Origin of the sequence: Enterobacter sp. HG048, from assembly GCF_024702055.1 — a bacterium.
GTDB classification, from domain to species: Bacteria; Pseudomonadota; Gammaproteobacteria; order Enterobacterales; family Enterobacteriaceae; genus Enterobacter; species Enterobacter dykesii.
In genome coordinates, this window is sequence record NZ_JANLIZ010000012.1 from 1 (window position 1) to 22423 (window position 22423).

Below are 22423 nucleotides of genomic sequence, written 5' to 3' on the forward strand. Positions count from 1 at the left end.
GCGTTATCCTGGTTAACCTGTCACTGGGTGTGGGCGAATTCGCGCAGACCGGCTGGCTGGCCTACCCGCCGCTGTCAGGAATTGAGTACAGTCCGGGCGTGGGCGTCGACTACTGGATTTGGGCGCTTCAGCTCTCCGGTGTCGGTACTACCCTGACCGGTATTAACTTCTTCGTGACCATTATCAAGATGCGTGCCCCAGGCATGACCATGTTCAAGATGCCGGTATTTACCTGGGCATCTCTGTGCGCCAACATCCTGATTATTGCCTCCTTCCCAATTCTGACCGTCACCATCGCGCTGCTGACCCTGGACCGTTACCTGGGCACCCATTTCTTCACGAATGATATGGGTGGCAACATGATGATGTACATCAACCTGATTTGGGCCTGGGGTCACCCGGAAGTGTACATTCTGGTTCTGCCTGTGTTCGGTGTGTTCTCCGAAATCGCGGCAACCTTCTCGCGTAAACGTCTGTTTGGTTACACCTCTCTGGTGTGGGCAACCGTGTGTATTACCGTCCTGTCGTTCATCGTTTGGCTGCACCACTTCTTCACCATGGGTGCGGGCGCGAACGTAAACGCCTTCTTCGGTATTACCACCATGATTATCGCCATCCCTACCGGGGTGAAGATCTTCAACTGGCTGTTCACCATGTACCAGGGCCGTATCGTGTTCCACTCAGCGATGCTGTGGACCATCGGCTTCATCGTGACCTTCTCCGTAGGTGGGATGACCGGCGTACTGCTGGCGGTACCAGGTGCTGACTTCGTTCTGCACAACAGCCTGTTCCTGATTGCGCACTTCCATAACGTTATCATTGGTGGCGTGGTCTTCGGCTGCTTCGCTGGCGTAACCTACTGGTGGCCAAAAGCGTTCGGCTTCACGCTGAACGAAAAATGGGGTAAGCGCGCATTCTGGTTCTGGATCATCGGCTTCTTCGTAGCATTTATGCCGCTGTACGTGCTGGGCTTCATGGGTATGACCCGTCGTCTGAGCCAGCAGATCGATCCGCAGTTCCACCCAATGCTGATGGTTGCAGCGGGCGGTGCGGTGCTGATTGCCTGTGGTATCGCGTCTCAGCTGATTCAGTTCTACGTGTCTATTCGCGACCGCGACCAGAACCGTGACCTGACCGGTGACCCATGGGGTGGCCGTACGCTGGAGTGGGCAACCTCTTCTCCACCGCCTTTCTATAACTTTGCCATCGTGCCGCAGGTTCATGAACGCGACGCATTCTGGGAAATGAAAGAAAAAGGTGAAGCGTACAAGCAACCTGCTCATTACGAAGAGATCCACATGCCGAAAAACAGCGGTGCGGGCATTGTGATTGCCGCCTTCGCAACGGTATTTGGTTTCGCAATGATCTGGCACATCTGGTGGATGGCGATTGTTGGCTTCGCCGGCATCGTAATCAGCTGGATTGTGAAGAGCTTTGACGAGGACGTGGACTACTTCGTACCAGTCCGTGAAGTTGAGAAGCTGGAAAATCAGCATTTCGACGAGATTTCTAAAGCGGGGCTGAAAAATGGCAACTGATACTCTGGCGCACTCAACTGCCCACGCGCATGAGCATGCGCACCACGATACAGGACCGACTAAAGTCTTCGGTTTCTGGATCTACCTGATGAGCGACTGCATTCTGTTCTGCTGTCTGTTCGCGACCTACGCCGTTCTGGTGAACGGCACGGCGGGCGGCCCGACCGGCAAGGACATCTTTGAACTGCCGTTCGTTCTGGTTGAAACCGCACTGCTGTTATTCAGCTCCATCACCTACGGCATGGCGGCTATCGCCATGTACAAAAACAACAAGAGCCAGGTTGTCTCCTGGCTGGCGTTGACCTGGCTGTTTGGTGCTGGATTTATCGGGATGGAAATCTATGAATTCCATCACCTGATCATGGAAGGCTTCGGCCCGGATCGCAGTGGCTTCCTGTCCGCGTTCTTCGCGCTGGTCGGCACTCACGGTCTGCACGTGACCTCTGGTCTGATCTGGATGGCGGTACTGATGTTCCAGGTATCCCGTCGCGGCCTGACCAGCACTAACCGTACCCGTATCATGTGCCTGAGCCTGTTCTGGCACTTCCTGGACGTGGTGTGGATCTGTGTGTTCTCTGTTGTTTATCTGATGGGGGCGATGTAATGAGTCATTCAAACGATCATGGCGCTTCCCACGGCAGCGTAAAAACCTACATGACAGGTTTCATCCTGTCGATCATCCTGACGGTGATCCCGTTCTGGATGGTGATGAGCGGTTCTGCGTCTAAGCCGGTTATCCTGGGTGCAATCCTGGTGACCGCGGTGATTCAGATTCTGGTGCATCTGGTTTGCTTCCTGCACATGAACACCAAGTCCGATGAAGGCTGGAATATGACCGCCTTTATCTTTACCGTGATTATCATCGCTATCCTGGTAGTCGGTTCCATCTGGATTATGTGGAACCTCAACTACAACATGATGGTTCACTAAGAGCGGCGAGTATGTTTAAGCAATACCTGCAAGTAACGAAACCAGGCATCATCTTTGGCAACCTGATCTCCGTGATCGGAGGGTTCCTGCTGGCCTCTAAGGGCAGCATTGATTACACCCTCTTTATTTACACGCTGGTCGGTGTGTCATTGGTTGTTGCGTCCGGTTGTGTATTTAACAACTACATCGACATGGATATCGACAAGAAGATGGAAAGGACCAAAAATCGGGTGCTGGTGAAAGGCCTGATCGCCCCTTCCGTCTCGCTGGTGTACGCCACCTTGCTGGGTATTGCTGGCTTTATGCTGCTGTGGTTTGGTGCTAACCCGCTGGCCTGCTGGCTGGGGGTGATGGGGTTCGTGGTGTATGTGGGCGTCTATAGCCTGTATATGAAACGCCACTCCGTCTACGGCACGCTGATTGGTTCTCTCTCCGGCGCTGCGCCGCCGGTGATTGGCTACTGCGCGGTCACGAACGAGTTCGACAGCGGTGCGCTGATCCTGCTGGCTATCTTTAGCCTGTGGCAGATGCCGCACTCCTATGCCATCGCGATTTTCCGCTTTAAGGATTATCAGGCAGCGAACATCCCGGTTCTGCCGGTCGTGAAAGGCATTTCTGTTGCCAAGAACCACATCACGCTGTACATCATCGCCTTTGCCGTGGCAACGCTGATGCTCTCTCTGGGTGGTTACGCTGGGTATAAATATCTGGCGGTAGCGGCTGCGGTGAGCGTCTGGTGGCTCGGTATGGCGCTGCGCGGTTACAAAGTGGAAGATGACAAGGTCTGGGCGCGCAAACTGTTTGTGTTCTCGATTGTGGCCATCACCTCGCTGTCCGTGATGATGTCCGTAGACTTCATGGTGCCAGATTCACACAACCTGCTGACTTACGTCTGGTAAGCCAAAACAGGTCAATAAAAGGGTGCTTCGGCACCCTTTTTTATTCACTGAATCTACTAATAACGCATGTAATATTTGTTAAATAACCCTTTATTTACCCCGCCCCTTCCCCGCACTACACTATGGCCTGCTTTTGAACTGAGGTGGTAATGAACGATTATAAAATGACGCCAGGCGAGCTTCGCGCGACCTGGGGCTTAGGGACTGTCTTCTCGCTACGGATGCTTGGCATGTTTATGGTCCTGCCTGTTCTGACCACGTACGGTATGGCGCTGCAGGGGGCCAGCGAGGCGCTCATTGGCCTCGCAATCGGCATCTACGGTCTGGCGCAGGCGGTTTTCCAGATCCCCTTTGGCCTGCTCTCTGACCGGGTGGGCCGAAAGCCGCTGATCGTCGGCGGGCTGCTGGTCTTTGTGCTCGGAAGCGTGATTGCCGCCCTCTCCCACTCCATCTGGGGGATTATTCTCGGCCGTGCCCTGCAGGGCTCCGGCGCGATTGCCGCCGCGGTGATGGCGCTGCTGTCCGACTTAACCCGCGAGCAGAACCGCACCAAAGCGATGGCGTTCATCGGCGTGAGCTTTGGCGTGACCTTTGCGATTGCGATGGTGCTGGGCCCCATCATTACGCACACGCTGGGTCTGCACGCCCTGTTCTGGATGATTGCCGTGCTGGCAACCATCGGTATTGCCTTAACCCTGTGGGTCGTGCCGGACAGCAAAAACCACGTTCTGAACCGTGAATCGGGGATGGTAAAAGGCTGCTTCAGCAAAGTGATTGTCGAGCCGCGCCTGCTTAAGCTGAATTTTGGCATTATGTGCCTGCACATCCTTCTGATGTCCACCTTTGTCGCCCTGCCCGGCCAGCTGGCCGCAGCGGGTTTCCCGGCGGCTGAGCACTGGAAAATCTATCTGGTCACGATGCTGATTTCGTTTGTCTCCGTCGTGCCGTTCATCATCTACGCCGAAGTGAAGCGCAAAATGAAGCGCGTCTTCGTGGGCTGCGTGGCGGTCCTGCTGATTGCCGAAATTGTGCTCTGGGGTGCCGGCCCGCACTTCTGGGAGCTGATTGCCGGCGTACAGCTGTTCTTCCTGGCCTTTAACCTGATGGAAGCGCTGCTCCCGTCGCTGATCAGCAAAGAGTCCCCCGCAGGTTACAAAGGTACGGCAATGGGCATCTACTCCACCAGCCAGTTTCTCGGCGTGGCGATCGGCGGCTCGCTCGGCGGCTGGGTGGACGGCCTGTTTGATTCACAAACCGTGTTCCTCGCCGGTGCGCTATTGGCGACAGTCTGGCTGCTGGTCGCCAGTACCATGAAAGAGCCGCGCTACGTGAGCAGCCTGCGGGTAGAAATCCCGGATGATGTTGAGATTAGCGATACGCTGAAACAGCGTCTGGAAGCCAAAGAGGGTGTGACAGAGGTGCTCATCGTTCCGGAAGAGCGCAGCGCTTACGTCAAAATAGACAGTAAAATGACCAACCGCTTCGAGGTCGAGCAGGCGCTCAAAGCGTGAAAAAAAAGCCCGGTTAAACCGGGCTTTTTATATTAATCGCGGAAGTTTTTAAACTGGAACGGTTGCCCCAGATCGCCGCCGCGCACCAGCGCCATTACGGACTGGAGGTCATCGCGGGACTTACCGGTCACGCGAATTTCTTCGCCCTGGATCTGCGCCTGCACCTTCAGCTTGCTGTCTTTAATGAGCTTAACGATCTTCTTCTGCACCGCGCTCTCGATGCCCTGCTTCAGCTTGGCTTCAACAAACCAGTTTTTACCGCTGTGCACAAACTCTTCCGGCACGTCCAGAGACGTCCCTTCGATACCGCGCTTTAACAGCTTGGCGCGCAGAATGTCGAGCAGCTGATTTACCTGGAAATCAGACTCGCTCAGCACCTTAATGGTCTTATTTGCGTCGTTCAGCTCAAACGACGCCTCAACGCCGCGAAAATCGAAACGTGACTCAACTTCGCGGGTTGCGTTCTCAACGCCGTTGCGAACTTCCTGGATATCAACTTCGGAAACAATATCGAAAGATGGCATCTTTTCTTCTCCCTTCACTTTTGTTGCGTTGCATAATACCCGCTACGAGGCATAACTCAACAGAAGCTTAGCTGTATAATTAAGCTGTAACACCTGGCGCAGTTGCAGGTGAGGAGGAACAATGAAAATTACGGTGCTCGGATGCGGAGCGCTTGGTCAGCTGTGGCTGACCGCGCTGTGCAAGCACGGACATGAGGTTCAGGGCTGGCTGCGCGTGCCCCAGCCCTATTGCAGTGTAAACCTGATTGGTGAAGACGGAAGCATCTTTAACGAATCCCTCACCGCGAACGATCCTGATTTCCTGGCGCAAAGCGACCTTTTACTGGTGACGCTCAAAGCCTGGCAGGTCTCAGACGCGGTAAAGACACTGGCCGCGCAGCTCCCCCCCACTTCCCCCATACTGCTGCTGCATAACGGCATGGGGACGCTTGATGAGCTGAAAAACGTCCAGCAGCCCCTGCTGATGGCGACGACCACGCACGCTGCGCGTCGCGACGGCAACATCATCGTGCATGTCGCCAGCGGAGTGACGCATATCGGTCCCGCCAGAACGCAGGATGGTGATTACAGCTATCTTGCCGATGTGCTGCAGAAGGTGCTGCCGGACGTGGCCTGGCACAACAACATCCGCCCTCAGCTGTGGCGCAAGCTGGCGGTAAACTGCGTGATCAACCCGCTGACGGCGCTGTGGAACTGCCCGAACGGGGAGCTGAAAAATCATCCGCAGGACGTTGCCATACTGTGTGCGGAAGTCGCGGCGGTCGTTGAGCGGGAAGGCCTGCATACCTCGGCCGACGATTTACGCTGTTATGTCGAGCAGGTCATTGAAAGCACGGCAGAAAACATCTCCTCGATGCTGCAGGATGTTCGGGCATTACGCCACACGGAGATCGACTACATCACCGGCTATTTGCTAAAACGCGCCCGCGCGCACGGTATAGCCGTGCCGGAAAACGCCCGTCTGTATGACCTGGTTAAACGTAAGGAGAGTGAATATGAGCGCGTCAGCCCTGATCTGCCTCGCCCCTGGTAGCGAAGAGATGGAAGCGGTCACCACCATTGATTTGATGGTGCGCGGCGGCATTCAGGTTACCACCGCCAGCGTCGCCAGCGACGGCAATCTGGCAATCACCTGCTCGCGCGGGGTGAAAATCCTCGCGGATGCCCCCCTCGTTCAGGTGGCTGACGGCGATTACGACATCATCGTGCTGCCCGGCGGCTTAAAAGGCGCGGAATGTTTTCGCGACAGCCCGCTGCTGGTCGAGACCGTGCGTCAGTTTCATTTATCCGGCCGCATCGTCGCGGCAATCTGTGCCGCCGCCGGAACGGTTCTGATTCCGCACGATATCTTCCCCATCGGCAACATGACCGGTTTCCCGGGGCTTAAGGATACGATCCCGGAAGAGCACTGGGTGGATAAACGCGTCGTCTGGGATCCGCGCGTCAACCTGCTGACCAGCCAGGGGCCAGGTACCGCGATTGATTTTGGCTTAAAGATTATTGACCTGCTGGTCGGGCGCGAGAAGGCGTACGAAGTAGCGTCATCGCTGGTGATGCCGGCGGGGATTTATAATTATTACGAATAGGTGTTCTCCCTCTCCCTTTGGGAGAGGAACGGGGTGAGGGCATCAGGCCGCACTCCCCGGCAAAAAACTACGGGCGATACACCTTCACGTTCGCAAAGCCCTGCTCGCGCAGGTACAGCGCCTGCAGGCGACTCATCACCCCGCGCTCGCACCACAGCAGATAGGTTTTGCTCTGGTCGAGATCGCCAAACTTGGTGCTCAGCTTATAGAACGGCAGAGAAACCACTTCGACGCCTTCAACCTGCAGCGGCTTGTCATCCTGCTCGTCAATGGAGCGAATATCCAGAATCGCATCGTTAGCGCCGAAACCGCTTACGGTTTCAACTTCAACGACTTCCTGCTCGGTCTGCTGGGCAATCTCGCGGATGTCGATGTTGGAGGCTTCCTCCACCACTTTTTCCAGAATGCTGAAATCGAAGTTCTCTTCTTCCGCTTCGATTTTCGCCTTCACCGCCTTCACCGTTGGGCTTTTTGAGATCACGCCGCAGTATTCCGGCATGGTGCGGGCAAAATCTTCGGTGCCGATTTCGCGCGCCAGATCGATGATGTGTTCTTTATCGTGGGAGATCAGCGGACGCAGGATCAGCGTATCAGACACGTTGTCGATCAAACGCAGGTTGGTCAGCGTCTGGCTGGAAACCTGCCCCAGCGCTTCACCGGTGACCAGCGCCTGCACGCCATAGCGCTCGGCCACTTTGGACGCCGCACGCACCATCATGCGCTTCAGCACCACGCCCATCTGGCCGTCGTCCACTTTTTCGAGGATTTCGCCGACCACAGGTTCGAAGTTGATCGCCACGAAACGCACGCGGTGAGAGCTGCCGAAGCGGTTCCACAGGTAATGCGCCACCTGACGAACGCCGATCTCGTGCGCCGCGCCGCCCAGGTTGAAGAAGCAGTAGTGCACACGGCAGCCGCGACGCATCAGCATATAGCTGGAAACGCCGGAGTCGAAGCCGCCGGAGATGAGGGACAGGACGTCTTCCTGGGTGCCGATCGGGAAGCCGCCGATACCTTCATAGCGCCCTTTCACCAGCAGCAGGCGATCGTTTTCGATCTCCAGGTTCACGGTCACGTCCGGGTTGGTCAGACGAACGCGCGCCGTTTCAACGTGCTGGTTCAAACCGCCGCCGACGTAACGTTCCACTTCAATGGAGCTGAATTCGTGCTTGCCGCGACGCTTCACGCGCACGCAGAAGGTTTTGCCTTCGATCTGGTCGCGGTACTGCACCAGCGCTTTCTCGAAGATGTCGTGCATATCGCTGAACGGAACATCTTCCACTTCCAGGATATGGTGGATCCCCGGAATACGGGTCAGCGCGTCGCGAATATCCTGACGTTTGTTTTCGTCTTTGGCGCGCACTTCAACGTGGTCCCAGTGGCGCACCACGGCGAGAGTTTCGTCGTAGTGCTTTAATACGTTACGAATGTTCCCGGTGAGAATTTTAATAAAGCGCAAACGCACAGATTGGCTTTTGATGGTGATTTCAGGGAACAATTTAATGATAAACTTCATGGCGGCAATGTTTCTTAGGCAAGCGTATTAAGGCTTGTAATGGAAAAGAGTACAGCAGCCCACACCCGTGGCTGCATCCAGGCGCGCAAGTATACCACCATCGCGCCGCTCCTGTGCACATTGCGCGTTATTTGATAATTGCCCTGAGTCCGTTACCATGTCGGGGCTGAGAATATAAGAGTCAATTCACTATGCCGAAGAAGAACGACGCACCGGCCAGTTTCGAAACTGCGCTGAGTGAACTGGAGCAAATCGTTACCCGTCTTGAGAGCGGCGATCTCCCGCTGGAAGAGGCGCTCAACGAATTCGAGCGTGGCGTGCAGCTGGCGCGCCAGGGGCAGGTCAAACTGCAGCAGGCCGAGCAGCGCGTGCAGATCCTGCTTTCCGACAGCGAAGACGCGAAAACCACGCCTTTCACACCGGACGCCGAGTAAATGGATTTTGCCAACGAGCTTCAGGCGCGTGTCGAACGCGCCAACGACGCCCTGCGCCGTTTTATTGCGCCACAGCCTTTTCAGAACACTCCTCTGGTTGAAGCCATGCACTATGGCGCACTCTTGGGTGGAAAGCGCCTGCGCCCGTTCCTGGTGTACGCCACAGGCAATATGTTTGGCATCAGCGATAACACGCTGGACGCCCCGGCAGCCGCCGTGGAGTGCATCCACGCCTACTCGCTGATCCACGACGATCTCCCGGCCATGGACGACGATGATTTGCGTCGGGGTCAACCCACCTGCCATATCAAGTTTGGCGAGGCGAATGCCATTCTGGCGGGTGATGCCCTGCAAACGCTGGCGTTCTCGATTCTGAGCGACGCGCCGATGACGGAAGTGGCCGACCGCGACCGCCTGGCGATGATCTCCGAACTGGCAATGGCCAGCGGCGTGGCCGGCATGTGCGGGGGACAGGCGCTGGATCTGGAAGCGGAAGGACGTCAGGTTAACCTGGAACAGCTGGAGCGTATTCACCGCCATAAAACCGGGGCGTTGATTCGTTCAGCCGTTCGCCTGGGCGCGCTGAGCGCGGGTGAACAAGGGCGCAAAGCCCTGCCGATTCTGGACAGATACGCAGAAAGTATCGGTCTGGCATTCCAGGTTCAGGATGACATTCTGGATGTGGTGGGCGATACTGCAACATTGGGTAAACGTCAGGGTGCGGACCAGCAGCTTGGCAAAAGTACCTACCCCGCCCTGCTGGGTCTTGAGCAAGCCCAACGTAAAGCCCGGGATCTGATTGACGATGCCCGCCAGTCGCTAAATGAGCTGGCCGCGCAATCGCTGGATACCTCGGCACTGGAAGCGCTAGCGGACTATATAATCCAGCGTGATAAATAAACTATATATCTCGATGAGCCTTTGATGAGTTTTGATATTGCCAAATACCCGACACTGGCGTTAGTTGACTCCACCCAGGAGTTACGTCTGTTGCCGAAAGAGAGCCTGCCGAAGCTGTGCGACGAGCTGCGTCGCTACCTGCTCGACAGCGTAAGCCGCTCCAGCGGCCATTTCGCCTCCGGGCTTGGCACGGTAGAGCTGACCGTGGCGCTGCACTACGTCTATAACACGCCGTTCGATCAGCTCATCTGGGACGTGGGCCACCAGGCTTATCCGCACAAAATTCTGACCGGACGTCGCGATAAAATTGGCACCATTCGTCAGAAAGGCGGCCTGCACCCGTTCCCGTGGCGCGGTGAGAGCGAGTACGACGTGCTGAGCGTCGGCCACTCCTCCACCTCCATTTCTGCGGGCATCGGGATTGCCGTTGCCGCCGAGAAAGAGAACAAGCAGCGCCGCACCGTCTGCGTGATTGGCGACGGCGCCATCACCGCAGGGATGGCCTTCGAAGCCATGAACCACGCGGGCGACATCAAGCCGGACATGCTGGTTATCCTCAACGATAACGAAATGTCGATCTCCGAGAACGTTGGCGCGCTGAACAACCATCTGGCCCAGCTGCTCTCCGGCAAGCTTTACTCCTCGCTGCGCGAAGGCGGCAAGAAAGTCTTCTCCGGCGTTCCGCCGATTAAAGAGCTGCTCAAGCGTACCGAAGAACACATCAAAGGCATGGTGGTGCCGGGCACCCTGTTTGAAGAGCTGGGCTTTAACTATATTGGCCCGGTTGACGGTCACGACGTGCTGGGCCTGGTGACCACGCTCAAGAACATGCGCGACCTGAAAGGCCCGCAGTTCCTGCATATTATGACTAAAAAAGGGCGCGGTTACGAACCGGCGGAAAAAGATCCGATCACCTTCCACGCGGTACCGAAATTTGACCCGTCCAGCGGCTGTCTGCCAAAAAGCAGCGGCGGCATGCCGAGCTATTCAAAAATCTTCGGCGACTGGCTGTGCGAAACCGCAGCCAAAGACAACAAGCTGATGGCGATCACCCCGGCCATGCGTGAAGGCTCTGGCATGGTGGAGTTCTCCAGAAAATACCCTGACCAGTATTTCGACGTCGCCATTGCCGAGCAGCATGCGGTGACGTTTGCAGCGGGCCTGGCCATTGGTGGCTACAAGCCCGTTGTCGCGATCTATTCCACCTTCCTGCAGCGCGCCTACGATCAGGTGATCCACGACGTGGCGATTCAGAAGCTGCCGGTACTGTTTGCTATCGATCGTGCGGGCATCGTCGGTGCCGACGGCCAGACGCACCAGGGCGCGTTTGATCTCTCCTTCCTGCGCTGTATTCCGGATATGGTTGTCATGACGCCAAGCGACGAGAACGAATGTCGTCAGATGCTGTTTACCGGCTATCACTATCAGGATGGCCCAAGCGCCGTCCGCTACCCGCGCGGCAATGCGGTGGGCGTTGAGCTGCAGCCGCTGGAAAAACTGCCTCTGGGTAAAGGAGTGGTTAAGCGTCGCGGTGAGAAAGTGGCGATCCTGAACTTCGGCACGCTGATGCCAGAGGCGGCTAAAGCGGCTGAAGCGCTGAATGCCACTCTGGTGGACATGCGCTTTGTGAAGCCGCTCGACGACTCTCTGATCCTGAGTATGGCTGAGACGCACGACGTGCTGGTCACGCTGGAAGAAAACGCCATCATGGGCGGCGCGGGCAGCGGCGTGAACGAGGTGCTGATGGCAAATCGTAAAGCCGTGCCGGTGCTGAACCTCGGCCTGCCGGATCGTTTCATTCCGCAAGGTACTCAGGACGAAGCCCGTGCGGCGATAGGCCTGGACGCCGCCGGTATCGAAGCCAAAATCCGTACCTGGCTGGACTGACCCCTCCCCCCTTTTCCGCTCCTGCTATGCTTAAACCTGGTGTTTAAACAGCAGGAGCGGAACCGTGCAATACACAACATTAGGAAAAACGGACCTTAAGGTTTCCCGACTTTGTCTGGGATGCATGACCTTTGGCGAGCCCGATCGGGGAAACCACGCCTGGACGCTGCCGGAAGAGAGCAGCCGTCCGATTATCAAACGCGCCATCGAGGGCGGCATTAACTTCTTTGACACCGCCAACAGCTACTCCGACGGCAGCAGCGAGGAGATTGTCGGCCGCGCCCTGCGCGACTTTGCCCGTCGTGATGACATCGTCGTCGCCACTAAGGTCTACTATCCGGTGGGCGACCTGGCTGAGGGCCTTTCTCGCGCGCAGATCCTGCGCTCCATTGATGACAGCCTCAAACGCCTGAACATGGATTACGTCGACCTGCTGCAAATTCACCGCTGGGATTACAACACGCCAGTCGAGGAGACGCTCGAAGCGCTGGACGACGTGGTCAGAGCCGGTAAAGCACGCTACATCGGCGCGTCTTCAATGCACGCGTCGCAGTTTGCCCAGGCGCTGGATCTCCAGGCGCAGCACGGCTGGGCGCGCTTTGTCACCATGCAGGATCACTACAATCTGATCTATCGTGAAGAAGAACGCGAGATGCTGCCGCTGTGCCATCAGGAGGGCGTGGCGGTGATCCCGTGGAGCCCGCTGGCGCGCGGTCGCCTGACCCGTCCGTGGGGGGAAACCACGGCTCGCCTCGTATCGGATGAAGTGGGAAAAAACCTTTATTCCGGTACAGAAGCCAGCGATGCGCTGATTGCCGAACGTTTAGCCGGGATCGCCGACGATACCGGTGCCACCCGCGCACAGGTAGCGCTGGCGTGGCTGCTGGGCAAGCGCGGGGTCGCGGCGCCGATTATTGGAACGTCGCGGGAAGAACAGCTGGATGAGCTGCTGAATGCGGTGGATATCACGCTGACGCCGGAGCAGATTGCCGAGCTGGAGACGCCGTATCAGCCGCATCCGGTGGTGGGGTTTAAGTAGGCCATCTTTTGTAGGCCGGGTAAGGCGGAGCCGCCACCCGGCAATACAGAGCACACACTCACGCGAAGTGATCGTACCCTTTCCAGTCCATCGTAACGGGCGAACCGTCTTTCACAAACTTCAGCCCTTCGCTCTCCGGCATGATCTGACCGATGCAGGTAAACTTCGCGCCGAGATGCGCTAACGCCACGTCCAGCGTTCCGCGGTTGAGCTCAGGCACCGTGAAGCACAGCTCATAGTCTTCACCACCGGACAGCGCCCAGCGCAGCGCCTGCTCAGGTTCCACATGGCGAAGCAGTTGCTCAGATAGCGGGAAGAGATCCAGATCAACGCGCGCGCCGACGCCGCTGGCCTTCAGGATATGCCCGAGGTCTGAGATCAGCCCGTCAGAGAGATCGATAGCCGAGCTTGCCCGTTCGCGCAGCGCCTGGCCGTGCAAAATACGCGGCGTTGGCCGCAGATGGCGTTTCACCAGATACGCCGCGTCGTCAGCATCTTCAACCGTTAAACGGTTCTGCAGAATCGCCAGCCCTGCCGCGCTGTCGCCCGGCGTACCGGTCACGTAGATCCAGTCGCCCGGTTTTGCGCCCGAGCGCTTCAGCGCGCGGCCGAGCGGCACGTAGCCATGGATCGCCAGCGTCATCGACAGCGGACCGGCAGTTGTGTCGCCGCCAATCAGCTGCATATCGTAATAGCTAAGCTGCTCAAACAGCGCATCGCTAAAGGCTTCCAGCCAGGCTTCATCCACCTCTGGCAGGGTCAGAGCCAGCGTCAGCCACGCGGGATCGGCCCCCATCGCCGCCAGATCGCTGACGTTAACCGCCAGGGCTTTATACGCCAGATCGGCAGGATCGATATCCGGTAAGAAATGACGGCCGCACACCAGGGTGTCGGTGCTGATTGCCAGCGTCTGTTTTTCGGGAATATTGAGAAGTGCACAGTCATCGCCAATGCCGGTTTCAACATCAAGACGAGAGGTTCTGACACGGTCGAAATAACGGGCAATCAGGGAGAATTCGCCGCATGCCATACGTTATGCCTCAGCAAATAAAAGAAAAAACCGGAGCCGCATTGCCCGTCAGGCAATGCAGGACTCCGGTTTGCGGATCACTTTTTGTGGGGACGGATCGCAGGTGCTGCTTTATCAAGTACGCCGTTTACAAACTTGTGGCTGTCTTCAGCGCCGAAGGTTTTCGCCAGTTCGATCGCTTCGTTGATGGCCACTTTGTACGGCACATCATCACGTTTAGACAGCTCAAACAGCGCGATACGCAACACTGCTTTTTCCACCTGACCCAGCTCTTCGAGCAGACGGGACAGGTATGGCTTCATCAGGCCATCGAGATACGCGCTATTAGTCGCCACTCCCGACAGCAGTTCGCGGAAGTACAGAACGTCAACGTCTTTTACGTCCTGTTCTGACAGGAACTGGTATTCGACATCAGCGATGTCGTTCTGGGACAACTGCCAGGAGTAAAGTGCCTGGACGGCACATTCACGGGCGCGGCGACGAGCAGCAGGTTTCACGGAATTCCCCTTACAAAAAAATCAGGCCTTGATGGCTTTCAATACATTGATCATTTCAAGCGCGGTCAGTGCAGCTTCTGCACCTTTGTTACCGGCTTTGGTGCCAGCACGTTCGATGGCTTGTTCAATACTTTCGGTGGTCAGCACGCCGAACGCGACAGGAATTTCAGCATCCTGCGCAACGTGTGCCAGACCGTTGCTTGCACCGCCCGCAACGTATTCGAAGTGCGCAGTGCCGCCACGAATAACGGTACCCAGCGCAATCACCGCGTCGTATTTACCGGTTTTCGCCAGCGCGCCCGCCGCCAGTGGCAGTTCGTAAGCGCCTGGAACCCAAACAACGGTAATGTTGTCATCTTTAACCTGGCCGATACGTTTCAGGGCGTCAATCGCACCTTCCAGCAGGCTGTCGTTGATGAAGTTGTTGAAACGCGCAATGGTGATGGCGACGCGAGCGTCCGGGGTAGCTACAGCAGCTTCAATAATGTTCATACTCTTCCTTTACGGGTTCATTTGGCCCCGCAGGGGGGCGGATTTTATCATAATACTTTGCGCACTGCTTCCCTATTTCAGGAGCAATTACGCTGTCGTTAAGTGGAGGCAGACATCCGGACCTACCGGACGAATCTCGTTAAATTTGAGTTGCGGTGCGTCGGCCAGTTTTTCAAGGCCGGGCAGCACAAACAGGCCGCGCGCGTCGTGACCTAAGAGTTTAGGCGCAACGTAAACAAGCAGTTCATCCACCAGCCCGGCCTGCAAGAGCGCACCGGCGAGCGTTGGCCCCGCTTCAACCCAGATGCTGTTCACCTGCTGCTTGCCGAGCAGCATCATCAGCACCACCAAATCCAGATGACCGTTATGCTCCGGCACCATAATGCTGCGCACGCCTTCCGGCCATTCGCGCGTATCTTCTTTAGTGCGGGCAATCCAGGTTTCACCCGGCTGCTGGACGATGCGGTGCTCCGGCGTCACGCGGTTCTGGCTATCAATGATAATACGCAGCGGCTGGCGCAGGTTCTCCTGCGGGTACAGCGCCTGGGTATCGGCATTCAGTTCGTCCCAGCGCACGGTCATGGCCGGATCGTCAGCCAGAACGGTTTCACTGCTGGTGAGGATAGCATGGCTTTGCGCGCGCAGACGTTGCACATCGCGCCTTGCCTGTGGTGAGGTTACCCACTGGCTTTCGCCGTTTGCCATCGCCGTACGGCCGTCCAGCGAGGCGCCCAGCTTGAGCTGAATATACGGGAACCCCGTGCGCATGCGCTTCAGAAAGCCTTTGTTGATCGCTTCCGCGTCCTGCATCATCAGCCCATGGCTGACGTCAATGCCTTCCTGCTGCAGGCGGTACAGACCGCGTCCGGCCACCTGCGGATTTGGGTCCTGCATCGAAGCGACCACGCGCGACACGCCCGCCGCGATCAGCGCTTCGCAGCACGGCGGCGTACGGCCGTGATGGCTGCACGGCTCAAGCGTGACGTAGGCCGTAGCCCCGCGAGCCTTTTCTCCCGCCATGCGCAGGGCATGAACCTCAGCATGGGGCTCGCCCGCGCGGTAATGGAAACCTTCGCCCACGATCTCGCCATCTTTAACGATAACGCACCCGACGTTCGGGTTGGGATGGGTGGTAAAACGACCGCGCTGCGCCAGCTTCATGGCTCTCGCCATGTAAATCTCATCCTGCATGAGCTTAATCCTGTAAGCGGGCGATCTCTTCGCCAAACTCTTTGATGTCTTCGAAGCTGCGGTAGACCGAGGCGAAGCGGATATAGGCGACCTTATCGAGCTTTTTCAACTGCTCCATCACCAGGTTGCCGATCATTTTGCTCGGCACTTCACGCTCACCCAAACCACGAAGATAAGATTTTATGTGGTTTAACGCCATCTCAACGTCATCCGCGCTGACGGGACGTTTTTCCAGGGCCTTCAGCATCCCGCTACGCAGTTTCTCTTCGTTAAACGGCTCGCGCACGTCGTTGCTTTTCACCACGCGCGGCATTACCAGCTCTGCAACCTCAAAGGTCGTGAAACGCTCGTTGCACACCAGACACTGCCGACGACGGCGTACGGATGACCCTTCGCCCACAAGACGAGAGTCGATGACTTTGGTATCCACAGCGGAGCAGAATGGGCAATGCATACGGTATCCCTGTTATGTGGTTAACTAATTTTCATTTTACCCTGATCTGGCCTGACAACAAAGGAAGAGCTTTTTGAGACAAAGGATCTATGTCTGACACGATGATGCTGGCTACCATTAAGGCGATCCGTTATTTCAAGGAAATAAACGCAATGACAAGACGTTACCTTAAAATTTTGCTGGTGGGGAGCCTCTTCACCCTTAGCGCCTGTGCACAGCAAACCGAAGTCCGTCAGATGAAACAGAGCGTGAATACGCTCAATACGGCGATGGACAAACTGAACAAAGAAACGGTGAAGATCACCCAGCAAAACGCGCTGAACGCCAAATCCAGCAGCGGGGTTTATCTCCTGCCGGGTGCGAATACGCCTGCGCGGCTCAACAGTCAGATTGGCACGCTGAAAATGTCTCTGGTGAATGTGGCGGCGAATGCAAATGGTACTCGCGCAACATTACGCATTCAGGGCGAGTCCAACGATCCGCTTCCAGCCTTCAGCGGCACCGTCGAGTGGGGCCAGATCCAGGGCACCACGGAGAATTACCAGGAGGTGAATGTTAACAGTCAGCTATTCACCGCACCAGCCAGCGTGCTGGCTCCGAGCGATGTTGATATTCCGCTGCAGCTTAACGGACTGACTCCGGAACAGTTAGGTTTCATCCGCATTCACGATATCCAGCCCGCCGCGCAGTAACCCTCCTTTTAGCGGAGTGAAATGTCACTCCGCTAACATTTACATTTCGTATGGATTGGCAACATAAATGATTGCCGCTACAATCCCGCCCGTTTAAAGTACGCAAACGTGAACGCAATCGATTACGCGTGTGAGAGATATGTGAAACAACACATATTTTTGTGAGCAGGGATTCCTATAATAGGCACCGCAGAAACACGAAATATTTAGAAACGCAATTCGCGCATTTTTCACTCCCGGAAGGGAATTTCAATCAGTGGCATGATTATGAAAAAAACATTACTCGCAGCTGGCGCCGTGCTGGCACTGTCCTCCTCTTTCACTGTTAACGCAGCGGAAAACGATAAACCACAATACCTCTCCGACTGGTGGCACCAGAGCGTTAACGTTGTCGGCAGCTACCACACCCGTTTCGGACCACAGATCCGCAACGATACCTACCTGGAATACGAAGCATTCGCCAAGAAAGACTGGTTTGATTTCTACGGCTATATGGATGCTCCGGTCTTCTTCGGCGGTAACACGCAGGCAAAAGGTATCTGGAACCACGGTTCTCCGCTGTTCATGGAGATCGAACCGCGCTTCTCTATCGACAAGCTGACCGGCACCGACCTGAGCTTCGGTCCGTTCAAAGAGTGGTACTTCGCTAACAACTATATCTACGATATGGGCCGCAACGCGTCCGGTCGTCAGAGCACCTGGTACATGGGTCTGGGTACCGACGTTGATACCGGACTGCCAATGAGCCTGTCCCTGAACGTGTACGCGAAATATCAGTGGCAGAACTACGGTGCTGAAAACCAGAACGAATGGGATGGCTATCGTTTCAAAGTGAAATACTTTGTGCCAATCACCCAGCTGTGGGGCGGTAACCTGAGCTACATCGGCTTCACCAACTTCGACTGGGGTTCAGAGCTGGGCGATAAGAGCGGTTACGCAGAGAACGGTATTAAGCAGCGTACCAACGACTCCATCGCCTCCAGCCACATCCTGGCGCTGAACTACGATCACTGGCACTATTCTGTTGTGGCGCGTTACTGGCACAACGGTGGACAGTGGAACGACGACGCCGATCTGAACTGGATGAAAGAAAACGTCCGTTCAACCGGTTGGGGTGGTTACCTGGTTGTAGGTTACAACTTCTAATCAGTGCGGGATTGTGCGGGCTGATGCCCTCCCCCCTTCCCTCTCCCACGGGAGAGGGTGCAAACATTAAAAACGGCAACACACGTTGCCGTTTTGTTTTTACCTCGCCGCCCGGCTTTTTACTGCTTAACCTTGCGCAAAAAATCTGCCAGAGACCTGTCCGCACTCTCGCTAAACCGCCTCTCCGTCTGCAAAATATTGAGGCATCGGTCGAGCCGGAAACAGCGATAGTCATCGCGCCGTTCGCACCACGCAGCCAGCAGCCAGCGCTCTCCCCAGAAGAACAAGCCCAGCGGCTGAACCTCGCGCTTTGAGAGCTGTCCGGCTTCATCGCGGTAATGCAGCGCCAGCACGCGCTGGGCGGAAATCGCCTGATGGATCCTGTCAAAATCGCTGCGGGAGTGGCTTTGCATGCAAAAATCCGGGGCGTAGATCCGCGTCTGCTCCGCCTTTCGACGACTCTCCTCGGGCAGGATAGCCAGCACCTTCTCCTGAGCCGACTCCAGCTCGCGCGAAAGCGATTCCCCTCCCCAGGTTTTGAGCAGGCGAATCGCGACCATCAGCGCCTCGGACTCCTTATTCGTCAGCATCAGCGGCGGCAGGTCAAAACCCGACATCAGCCGATATCCGCTCCCCGCCTCACCTTCCACCGGCACGCCGGAAAGCGACAGGTCGCGGATATCGCGGTAGACCGTGCGCTCGGATACGCCAAGCCGGTCCGCCAGATGCGCTGCCGTTGTCAGACGCCTGCCCCGCAGGATCTGCACAATCTGAAACAAACGGTCAGCGCGTCGGGTCATATCTTATTCCGCTCTCAGGCAGGTTGATGGAGGCCGACGCGGTTACCCTCGCTGTCGGTAAACAATGCGATAGTGCCAATGCCATGCGGCAGTTCCAGCGGGCCAAACACGCACTCGCCGCCCGCACAGGCGATGCGATCGAGCGTGGCCGCCAGATTGTCAGTATGCAGGTAAATAATAGCGCCCTGCAAAGACGGTGTAACGCCGTCAAATTTTGCCAGCGCCCCGCCGGTACCCGGATCCTCATGTGGGAAAACGGCCAGCTCCGCACAGTCCATTTTCTCGCGACGCAGCGCGAGCTGCATCACCGGCTCATAAAATTTGATAGCGCGATCCATATCCGCGACCGGAATTTCGAACCAGTTAATGACGCTTTTCATACATCCTCCTGCCTGTTATTAGGGTTCAGAAGGAGTCTACGACAGGGCTACTGACAGCATAGTGTCAGGAGTGTTTGTCAGGAGCAGATAAAAAAAATCCCGGTCAACAGACCGGGATTTTGATACGCAGTGAATGTCGCCTTACGGCAGAATGGACGGCTGATCCGCCCCTTCTTTCTCGACCTTCTGCTGGAGCAGGTGCTCGCGCTTCATGCCAAGTTTCAGTGCCAGAGCGGACGCGACGTAGATAGACGACGCCGTACCGATGGTGACACCGATCAGCATGGTCAGCGAGAAGCCTTCCAGTACCGGACCACCGAAGAGGAACAGCATCAGGATCACCATCAGGGTGGTACCGGATGTGATCAAGGTACGGTGCAGCGTCTGGGTCAACGACACGTTAAAGATTTCGTACGGCGTACCGCGACGGATCTTACGGAAGTTTTCACGGATACGGTCAGATACCACGATACTGTCGTTCAGTGAGTAACCGATAACGGACATCAGGGATGCCACAATCGTCAGGTCAATCTCAATGTGGAACAGCGACAGTATGCCCATGGTGATCACCACGTCGTGCGCCAGAGCGATAACCACACCGGCCGCCAGTCGCCACTCAAAGCGGAAACCGACGTATACCAGGATGGAGATCAGCGCCACCAGCAGCGCCATCGCACCGGTCTGCGCCAGATCAGCACCCACGCTTGGGCCGACGAACTCAATACGCTTAACCGCCGCGTTCTGGCTGGTTGTTTCGTTAATCACGCTAACAACCTTACTGCCCAGCTCCTGGCTGCCGTTGGCATCGTGCACCGGTGGCATACGCACCATGATGTCGCGGCTGCTGCCGAAGTTCTGCAGCAGCGGCTCTTCAAAGCCCGCTTTCTGCAGAGACAAACGCATCTGGTCCATATCGACCGGTTTTTCCAGGGAGATCTCAATGACCGTACCGCCGGTGAAATCCAGACCCCAGTTAAAGCCTTTCACGCCCATAATGACGATGGACAGAATCAGCAGGAAACCTGAAATGCCGAAGGCCCAGTAGTCCCAGCGCATAAAGTCCCAGACTTTACGGCCGTGGTTCAATTGTTCAACAGTATATTCCTGTGCCACAACGCACTCCTCAGATAGACAGCTTTTTGACGCGCTTGCCGCCGTACAGCAGGTTCACGATGGCACGGGTGCCGACAATAGCGGTAAACATTGACGTTGCGACACCGATACCGGTTGTAATCGCAAAGCCTTTGATCGCGCCAGTACCCACTGCATACAGGATAAGAACCTTAATCAGTGTTGTTACGTTCGCATCGAAGATGGAGCTGAACGCGCCTTTATAGCCTTCGTCAATCGCCTGCTGAACAGAGCGACCGTTGCTCAACTCTTCTTTGATACGTTCGTTAATCAGTACGTTGGCGTCGACCGCCACCGCAAGAGTCAGAACGATACCCGCAATGCCCGGCATGGTCAGCGTCGCCCCCGGCAGCAGGGACATAATGCCGATAATCAGCACCAGGTTGGCGATCAGCGCGGAGGTCGCAATCAGACCAAACTTCTTATAGAAGAAGATCATGAACAGGATAGAAACCACCAGACCGGCCAGACACGCTTCCAGGCCCTGCTGGATGTTTTGCATACCCAGAGTTGGACCAATGGTACGTTCTTCAACAATCTGAATTGGCGCAATCAGCGCACCGGCACGCAGCAGCAGAGAGAGCTGACGCGCTTCGTTCGGGTTGTTGATACCGGTGATACGGAAGCTGTTACCCAGACGAGACTGGATATTGGCGATGTTAATCACCTCTTCCTCTTTCACCAGTACCGCACGACCGTTCGCATCTTTTTTACCGCTGTCTTTATACTCCACGAACAGGGTTGCCATCGGTTTACCGATGTTGTCCTTGGTGAAGTTAGACATGATGTTACCACCCGCGCTATCCAGCGAGATGTTAACCTGCGGCTGGTTGTATTCGTCCTGGCTCGACGTGGAGTCGGTGATGTGGTCACCGGTCAGAATCACGCGTTTGTACAGCACAACTGGCTGACCTTCGCGGGTCTGTTTCACTTCGGAGTCGCCCGGAATACGCCCTGCGGCAGCAGCGGACTGATCGACGTTGGAGTTCACCAGACGGAATTCCAGCGTTGCGGTCGCACCCAGAATCTCTTTCGCACGCGCGGTATCCTGGATACCCGGCAGTTCAACCACGATACGGTCAGCACCCTGACGCTGTACCAGCGGCTCAGCCACGCCGAGCTGGTTTACACGGTTACGCAGAATGTTGATGTTCTGCTGAACGGCATATTCACGCGCTTCTTTCAGGCGCGCATCGGTCATCACCGCGCGCAGCTGGTTGCTGCCCTGAGAGGTGATCACCAGGTCACGGTGACGTTGGGTCAGGTAATCTACAGCCTGATCGCGCGCCGCACTGTCGCGGAACGTGATGCTCATACCGTAGTTATCTTCTTTACGCACGGTGGTGTAAGCGATGCCTTTATCACGCAGATCGCTGCGCAGGCTGTCGATATTCTGTTCCTGCAGCTTGCCGAGCGCGGTATCCATATCCACTTCCATCAGGAAGTGAACGCCGCCACGCAGGTCAAGGCCGAGTTTCATTGGCTCTGCGTTCATCGCAGCCAGCCAACGCGGGGTTGCAGGGGCAAGGTTAAGCGCCACGACGTATTTGTCACCCAGCACGCCCATCAGCGCTTCGCGAGCGCGGAGCTGCGTGTCGGTGGTGTCGAAGCGAGCAAGAATTGCACCCTCTTCCAGAGCCACAGACTTAGCGGTAATTTTTTCTTCTTGTAACGTTTTCTGGACCTGGATCAGCGTTTGCTCACTGGCGGCGACACCGCGCGCGCCAGTGATTTGAACAGCCGGATCCTCACCATACAGGTTGGGAAGCGCGTACAGCAGGCCGACGAGAATCACGACGACCAGCATGATGTACTTCCACAAAGGATAACGGTTTAACACGGCAGT

At 56.4% G+C, this 22423-nt stretch carries 24 protein-coding genes; 13 read left to right on the forward strand and 11 right to left on the reverse strand.

Features of this window, described 5'->3' with window-relative positions; genetic code table 11:
- The 5 genes from NUX24_RS14480 to NUX24_RS14500 form a co-directional block, all read left to right on the forward strand.
- On the forward strand, window positions 1–1538 hold a 1538-nt coding region (locus tag NUX24_RS14480), incomplete at its 5' end, for a cbb3-type cytochrome c oxidase subunit I (RefSeq protein WP_257832402.1).
- A complete protein-coding gene (locus tag NUX24_RS14485) occupies window positions 1528–2142 on the forward strand; it encodes a cytochrome o ubiquinol oxidase subunit III (RefSeq protein WP_028017647.1) in 615 nt (204 codons plus the stop codon). The genes NUX24_RS14480 and NUX24_RS14485, both read left to right, overlap by 11 nt.
- Window positions 2142–2468: a cytochrome o ubiquinol oxidase subunit IV gene (locus NUX24_RS14490; protein WP_006176899.1), complete on the forward strand. Its 327-nt coding sequence runs from the start codon at window positions 2142–2144 to the stop codon at window positions 2466–2468. The genes NUX24_RS14485 and NUX24_RS14490 overlap by 1 nt, the downstream gene beginning before the upstream one ends.
- An 11-nt stretch (window positions 2469–2479) precedes the next feature.
- Entirely contained in the window at window positions 2480–3367 is an 888-nt protein-coding gene (gene cyoE, locus NUX24_RS14495; RefSeq protein WP_013095848.1) for a heme o synthase, read from the forward strand.
- Between the two features lie 149 nt (window positions 3368–3516).
- Window positions 3517–4878, forward strand: coding sequence for an MFS transporter (locus NUX24_RS14500; protein WP_064673451.1), 1362 nt, complete (start codon window positions 3517–3519; stop codon window positions 4876–4878).
- A 32-nt stretch (window positions 4879–4910) separates the two neighbouring features.
- On the opposite strand, the gene NUX24_RS14505 is transcribed toward NUX24_RS14500, so the two are convergent.
- Complete coding sequence (locus tag NUX24_RS14505) at window positions 4911–5402, reverse strand: YajQ family cyclic di-GMP-binding protein (RefSeq protein WP_023334701.1); 492 nt, start codon at window positions 5400–5402, stop codon at window positions 4911–4913.
- A gap of 121 nt (window positions 5403–5523) precedes the next feature.
- On the opposite strand from NUX24_RS14505, the gene panE reads away from it, so the two are divergent.
- Window positions 5524–6435: a 2-dehydropantoate 2-reductase gene (gene panE, locus NUX24_RS14510; RefSeq protein ID WP_126329108.1), complete on the forward strand. Its 912-nt coding sequence runs from the start codon at window positions 5524–5526 to the stop codon at window positions 6433–6435.
- On the forward strand, window positions 6398–6988 hold the full coding sequence (gene yajL, locus NUX24_RS14515) for a protein deglycase YajL (RefSeq protein WP_257832410.1): 591 nt from the start codon (window positions 6398–6400) through the stop codon (window positions 6986–6988). The genes panE and yajL overlap by 38 nt, the downstream gene beginning before the upstream one ends.
- Window positions 6989–7055: 67 nt before the next feature.
- Here the strand turns inward: yajL and thiI are convergent, their stop codons facing one another.
- A complete protein-coding gene (gene thiI / locus NUX24_RS14520; protein ID WP_023310562.1) occupies window positions 7056–8504 on the reverse strand; it encodes a tRNA uracil 4-sulfurtransferase ThiI in 1449 nt (482 codons plus the stop codon).
- A 191-nt stretch (window positions 8505–8695) separates the two neighbouring features.
- On the opposite strand from thiI, the gene xseB reads away from it, so the two are divergent.
- From xseB to NUX24_RS14540, 4 genes are all read left to right on the forward strand, one after another.
- The gene (xseB, locus tag NUX24_RS14525; protein WP_008503331.1) at window positions 8696–8938 is read left to right on the forward strand and encodes an exodeoxyribonuclease VII small subunit; all 243 of its coding nucleotides are present in this window, start codon (window positions 8696–8698) and stop codon (window positions 8936–8938) included.
- Window positions 8939–9838 (forward strand): (2E,6E)-farnesyl diphosphate synthase, encoded by a 900-nt coding sequence (gene ispA / locus NUX24_RS14530; RefSeq protein ID WP_257832412.1) that lies wholly within the window; start codon window positions 8939–8941, stop codon window positions 9836–9838.
- A gap of 24 nt (window positions 9839–9862) precedes the next feature.
- On the forward strand, window positions 9863–11725 hold the full coding sequence (gene dxs, locus NUX24_RS14535; protein WP_126329110.1) for a 1-deoxy-D-xylulose-5-phosphate synthase: 1863 nt from the start codon (window positions 9863–9865) through the stop codon (window positions 11723–11725).
- 64 nt (window positions 11726–11789) lie between these two features.
- On the forward strand, window positions 11790–12764 hold the full coding sequence (locus tag NUX24_RS14540) for an aldo/keto reductase (RefSeq protein WP_257832416.1): 975 nt from the start codon (window positions 11790–11792) through the stop codon (window positions 12762–12764).
- 58 nt (window positions 12765–12822) lie between these two features.
- On the opposite strand, the gene thiL is transcribed toward NUX24_RS14540, so the two are convergent.
- The 5 genes from thiL to nrdR all read right to left on the reverse strand — a co-directional run bounded on the left by thiL (window position 12823) and on the right by nrdR (window position 16428).
- Window positions 12823–13794, reverse strand: coding sequence for a thiamine-phosphate kinase (gene thiL / locus NUX24_RS14545; protein ID WP_214576055.1), 972 nt, complete (start codon window positions 13792–13794; stop codon window positions 12823–12825).
- A gap of 77 nt (window positions 13795–13871) precedes the next feature.
- The gene (nusB, locus tag NUX24_RS14550) at window positions 13872–14291 is read right to left on the reverse strand and encodes a transcription antitermination factor NusB (protein ID WP_006809908.1); all 420 of its coding nucleotides are present in this window, start codon (window positions 14289–14291) and stop codon (window positions 13872–13874) included.
- A gap of 21 nt (window positions 14292–14312) precedes the next feature.
- Window positions 14313–14783: a 6,7-dimethyl-8-ribityllumazine synthase gene (gene ribE, locus NUX24_RS14555; RefSeq protein ID WP_006176874.1), complete on the reverse strand. Its 471-nt coding sequence runs from the start codon at window positions 14781–14783 to the stop codon at window positions 14313–14315.
- A gap of 87 nt (window positions 14784–14870) precedes the next feature.
- On the reverse strand, window positions 14871–15974 hold the full coding sequence (gene ribD / locus NUX24_RS14560) for a bifunctional diaminohydroxyphosphoribosylaminopyrimidine deaminase/5-amino-6-(5-phosphoribosylamino)uracil reductase RibD (RefSeq protein WP_257832418.1): 1104 nt from the start codon (window positions 15972–15974) through the stop codon (window positions 14871–14873).
- Between the two features lie 4 nt (window positions 15975–15978).
- Window positions 15979–16428 carry a transcriptional regulator NrdR gene (gene nrdR / locus NUX24_RS14565; protein WP_008503337.1) on the reverse strand — a complete coding sequence of 150 codons (450 nt, stop codon included), beginning with the start codon at window positions 16426–16428 and terminating at the stop codon, window positions 15979–15981.
- A 152-nt stretch (window positions 16429–16580) separates the two neighbouring features.
- On the opposite strand from nrdR, the gene NUX24_RS14570 reads away from it, so the two are divergent.
- Together NUX24_RS14570 and NUX24_RS14575 are read left to right on the forward strand one after the other, a co-directional pair.
- Window positions 16581–17120 carry a DUF3251 domain-containing protein gene (locus NUX24_RS14570; protein WP_047650660.1) on the forward strand — a complete coding sequence of 180 codons (540 nt, stop codon included), beginning with the start codon at window positions 16581–16583 and terminating at the stop codon, window positions 17118–17120.
- Between the two features lie 267 nt (window positions 17121–17387).
- Window positions 17388–18266 carry a nucleoside-specific channel-forming protein Tsx gene (locus NUX24_RS14575; RefSeq protein WP_047650659.1) on the forward strand — a complete coding sequence of 293 codons (879 nt, stop codon included), beginning with the start codon at window positions 17388–17390 and terminating at the stop codon, window positions 18264–18266.
- Window positions 18267–18385: 119 nt separating this feature from the next.
- On the opposite strand, the gene NUX24_RS14580 is transcribed toward NUX24_RS14575, so the two are convergent.
- From NUX24_RS14580 to secD, 4 genes are all read right to left on the reverse strand, one after another.
- Complete coding sequence (locus NUX24_RS14580; RefSeq protein ID WP_257832422.1) at window positions 18386–19066, reverse strand: YafY family protein; 681 nt, start codon at window positions 19064–19066, stop codon at window positions 18386–18388.
- A 14-nt stretch (window positions 19067–19080) separates the two neighbouring features.
- On the reverse strand, window positions 19081–19446 hold the full coding sequence (locus NUX24_RS14585; protein WP_257832424.1) for a VOC family protein: 366 nt from the start codon (window positions 19444–19446) through the stop codon (window positions 19081–19083).
- Between the two features lie 141 nt (window positions 19447–19587).
- Entirely contained in the window at window positions 19588–20559 is a 972-nt protein-coding gene (gene secF / locus NUX24_RS14590) for a protein translocase subunit SecF (RefSeq protein ID WP_024906803.1), read from the reverse strand.
- Window positions 20560–20569: 10 nt separating this feature from the next.
- Window positions 20570–22417: a protein translocase subunit SecD gene (secD, locus tag NUX24_RS14595; protein ID WP_071787442.1), complete on the reverse strand. Its 1848-nt coding sequence runs from the start codon at window positions 22415–22417 to the stop codon at window positions 20570–20572.
- Window positions 22418–22423 lie beyond the last annotated feature (6 nt).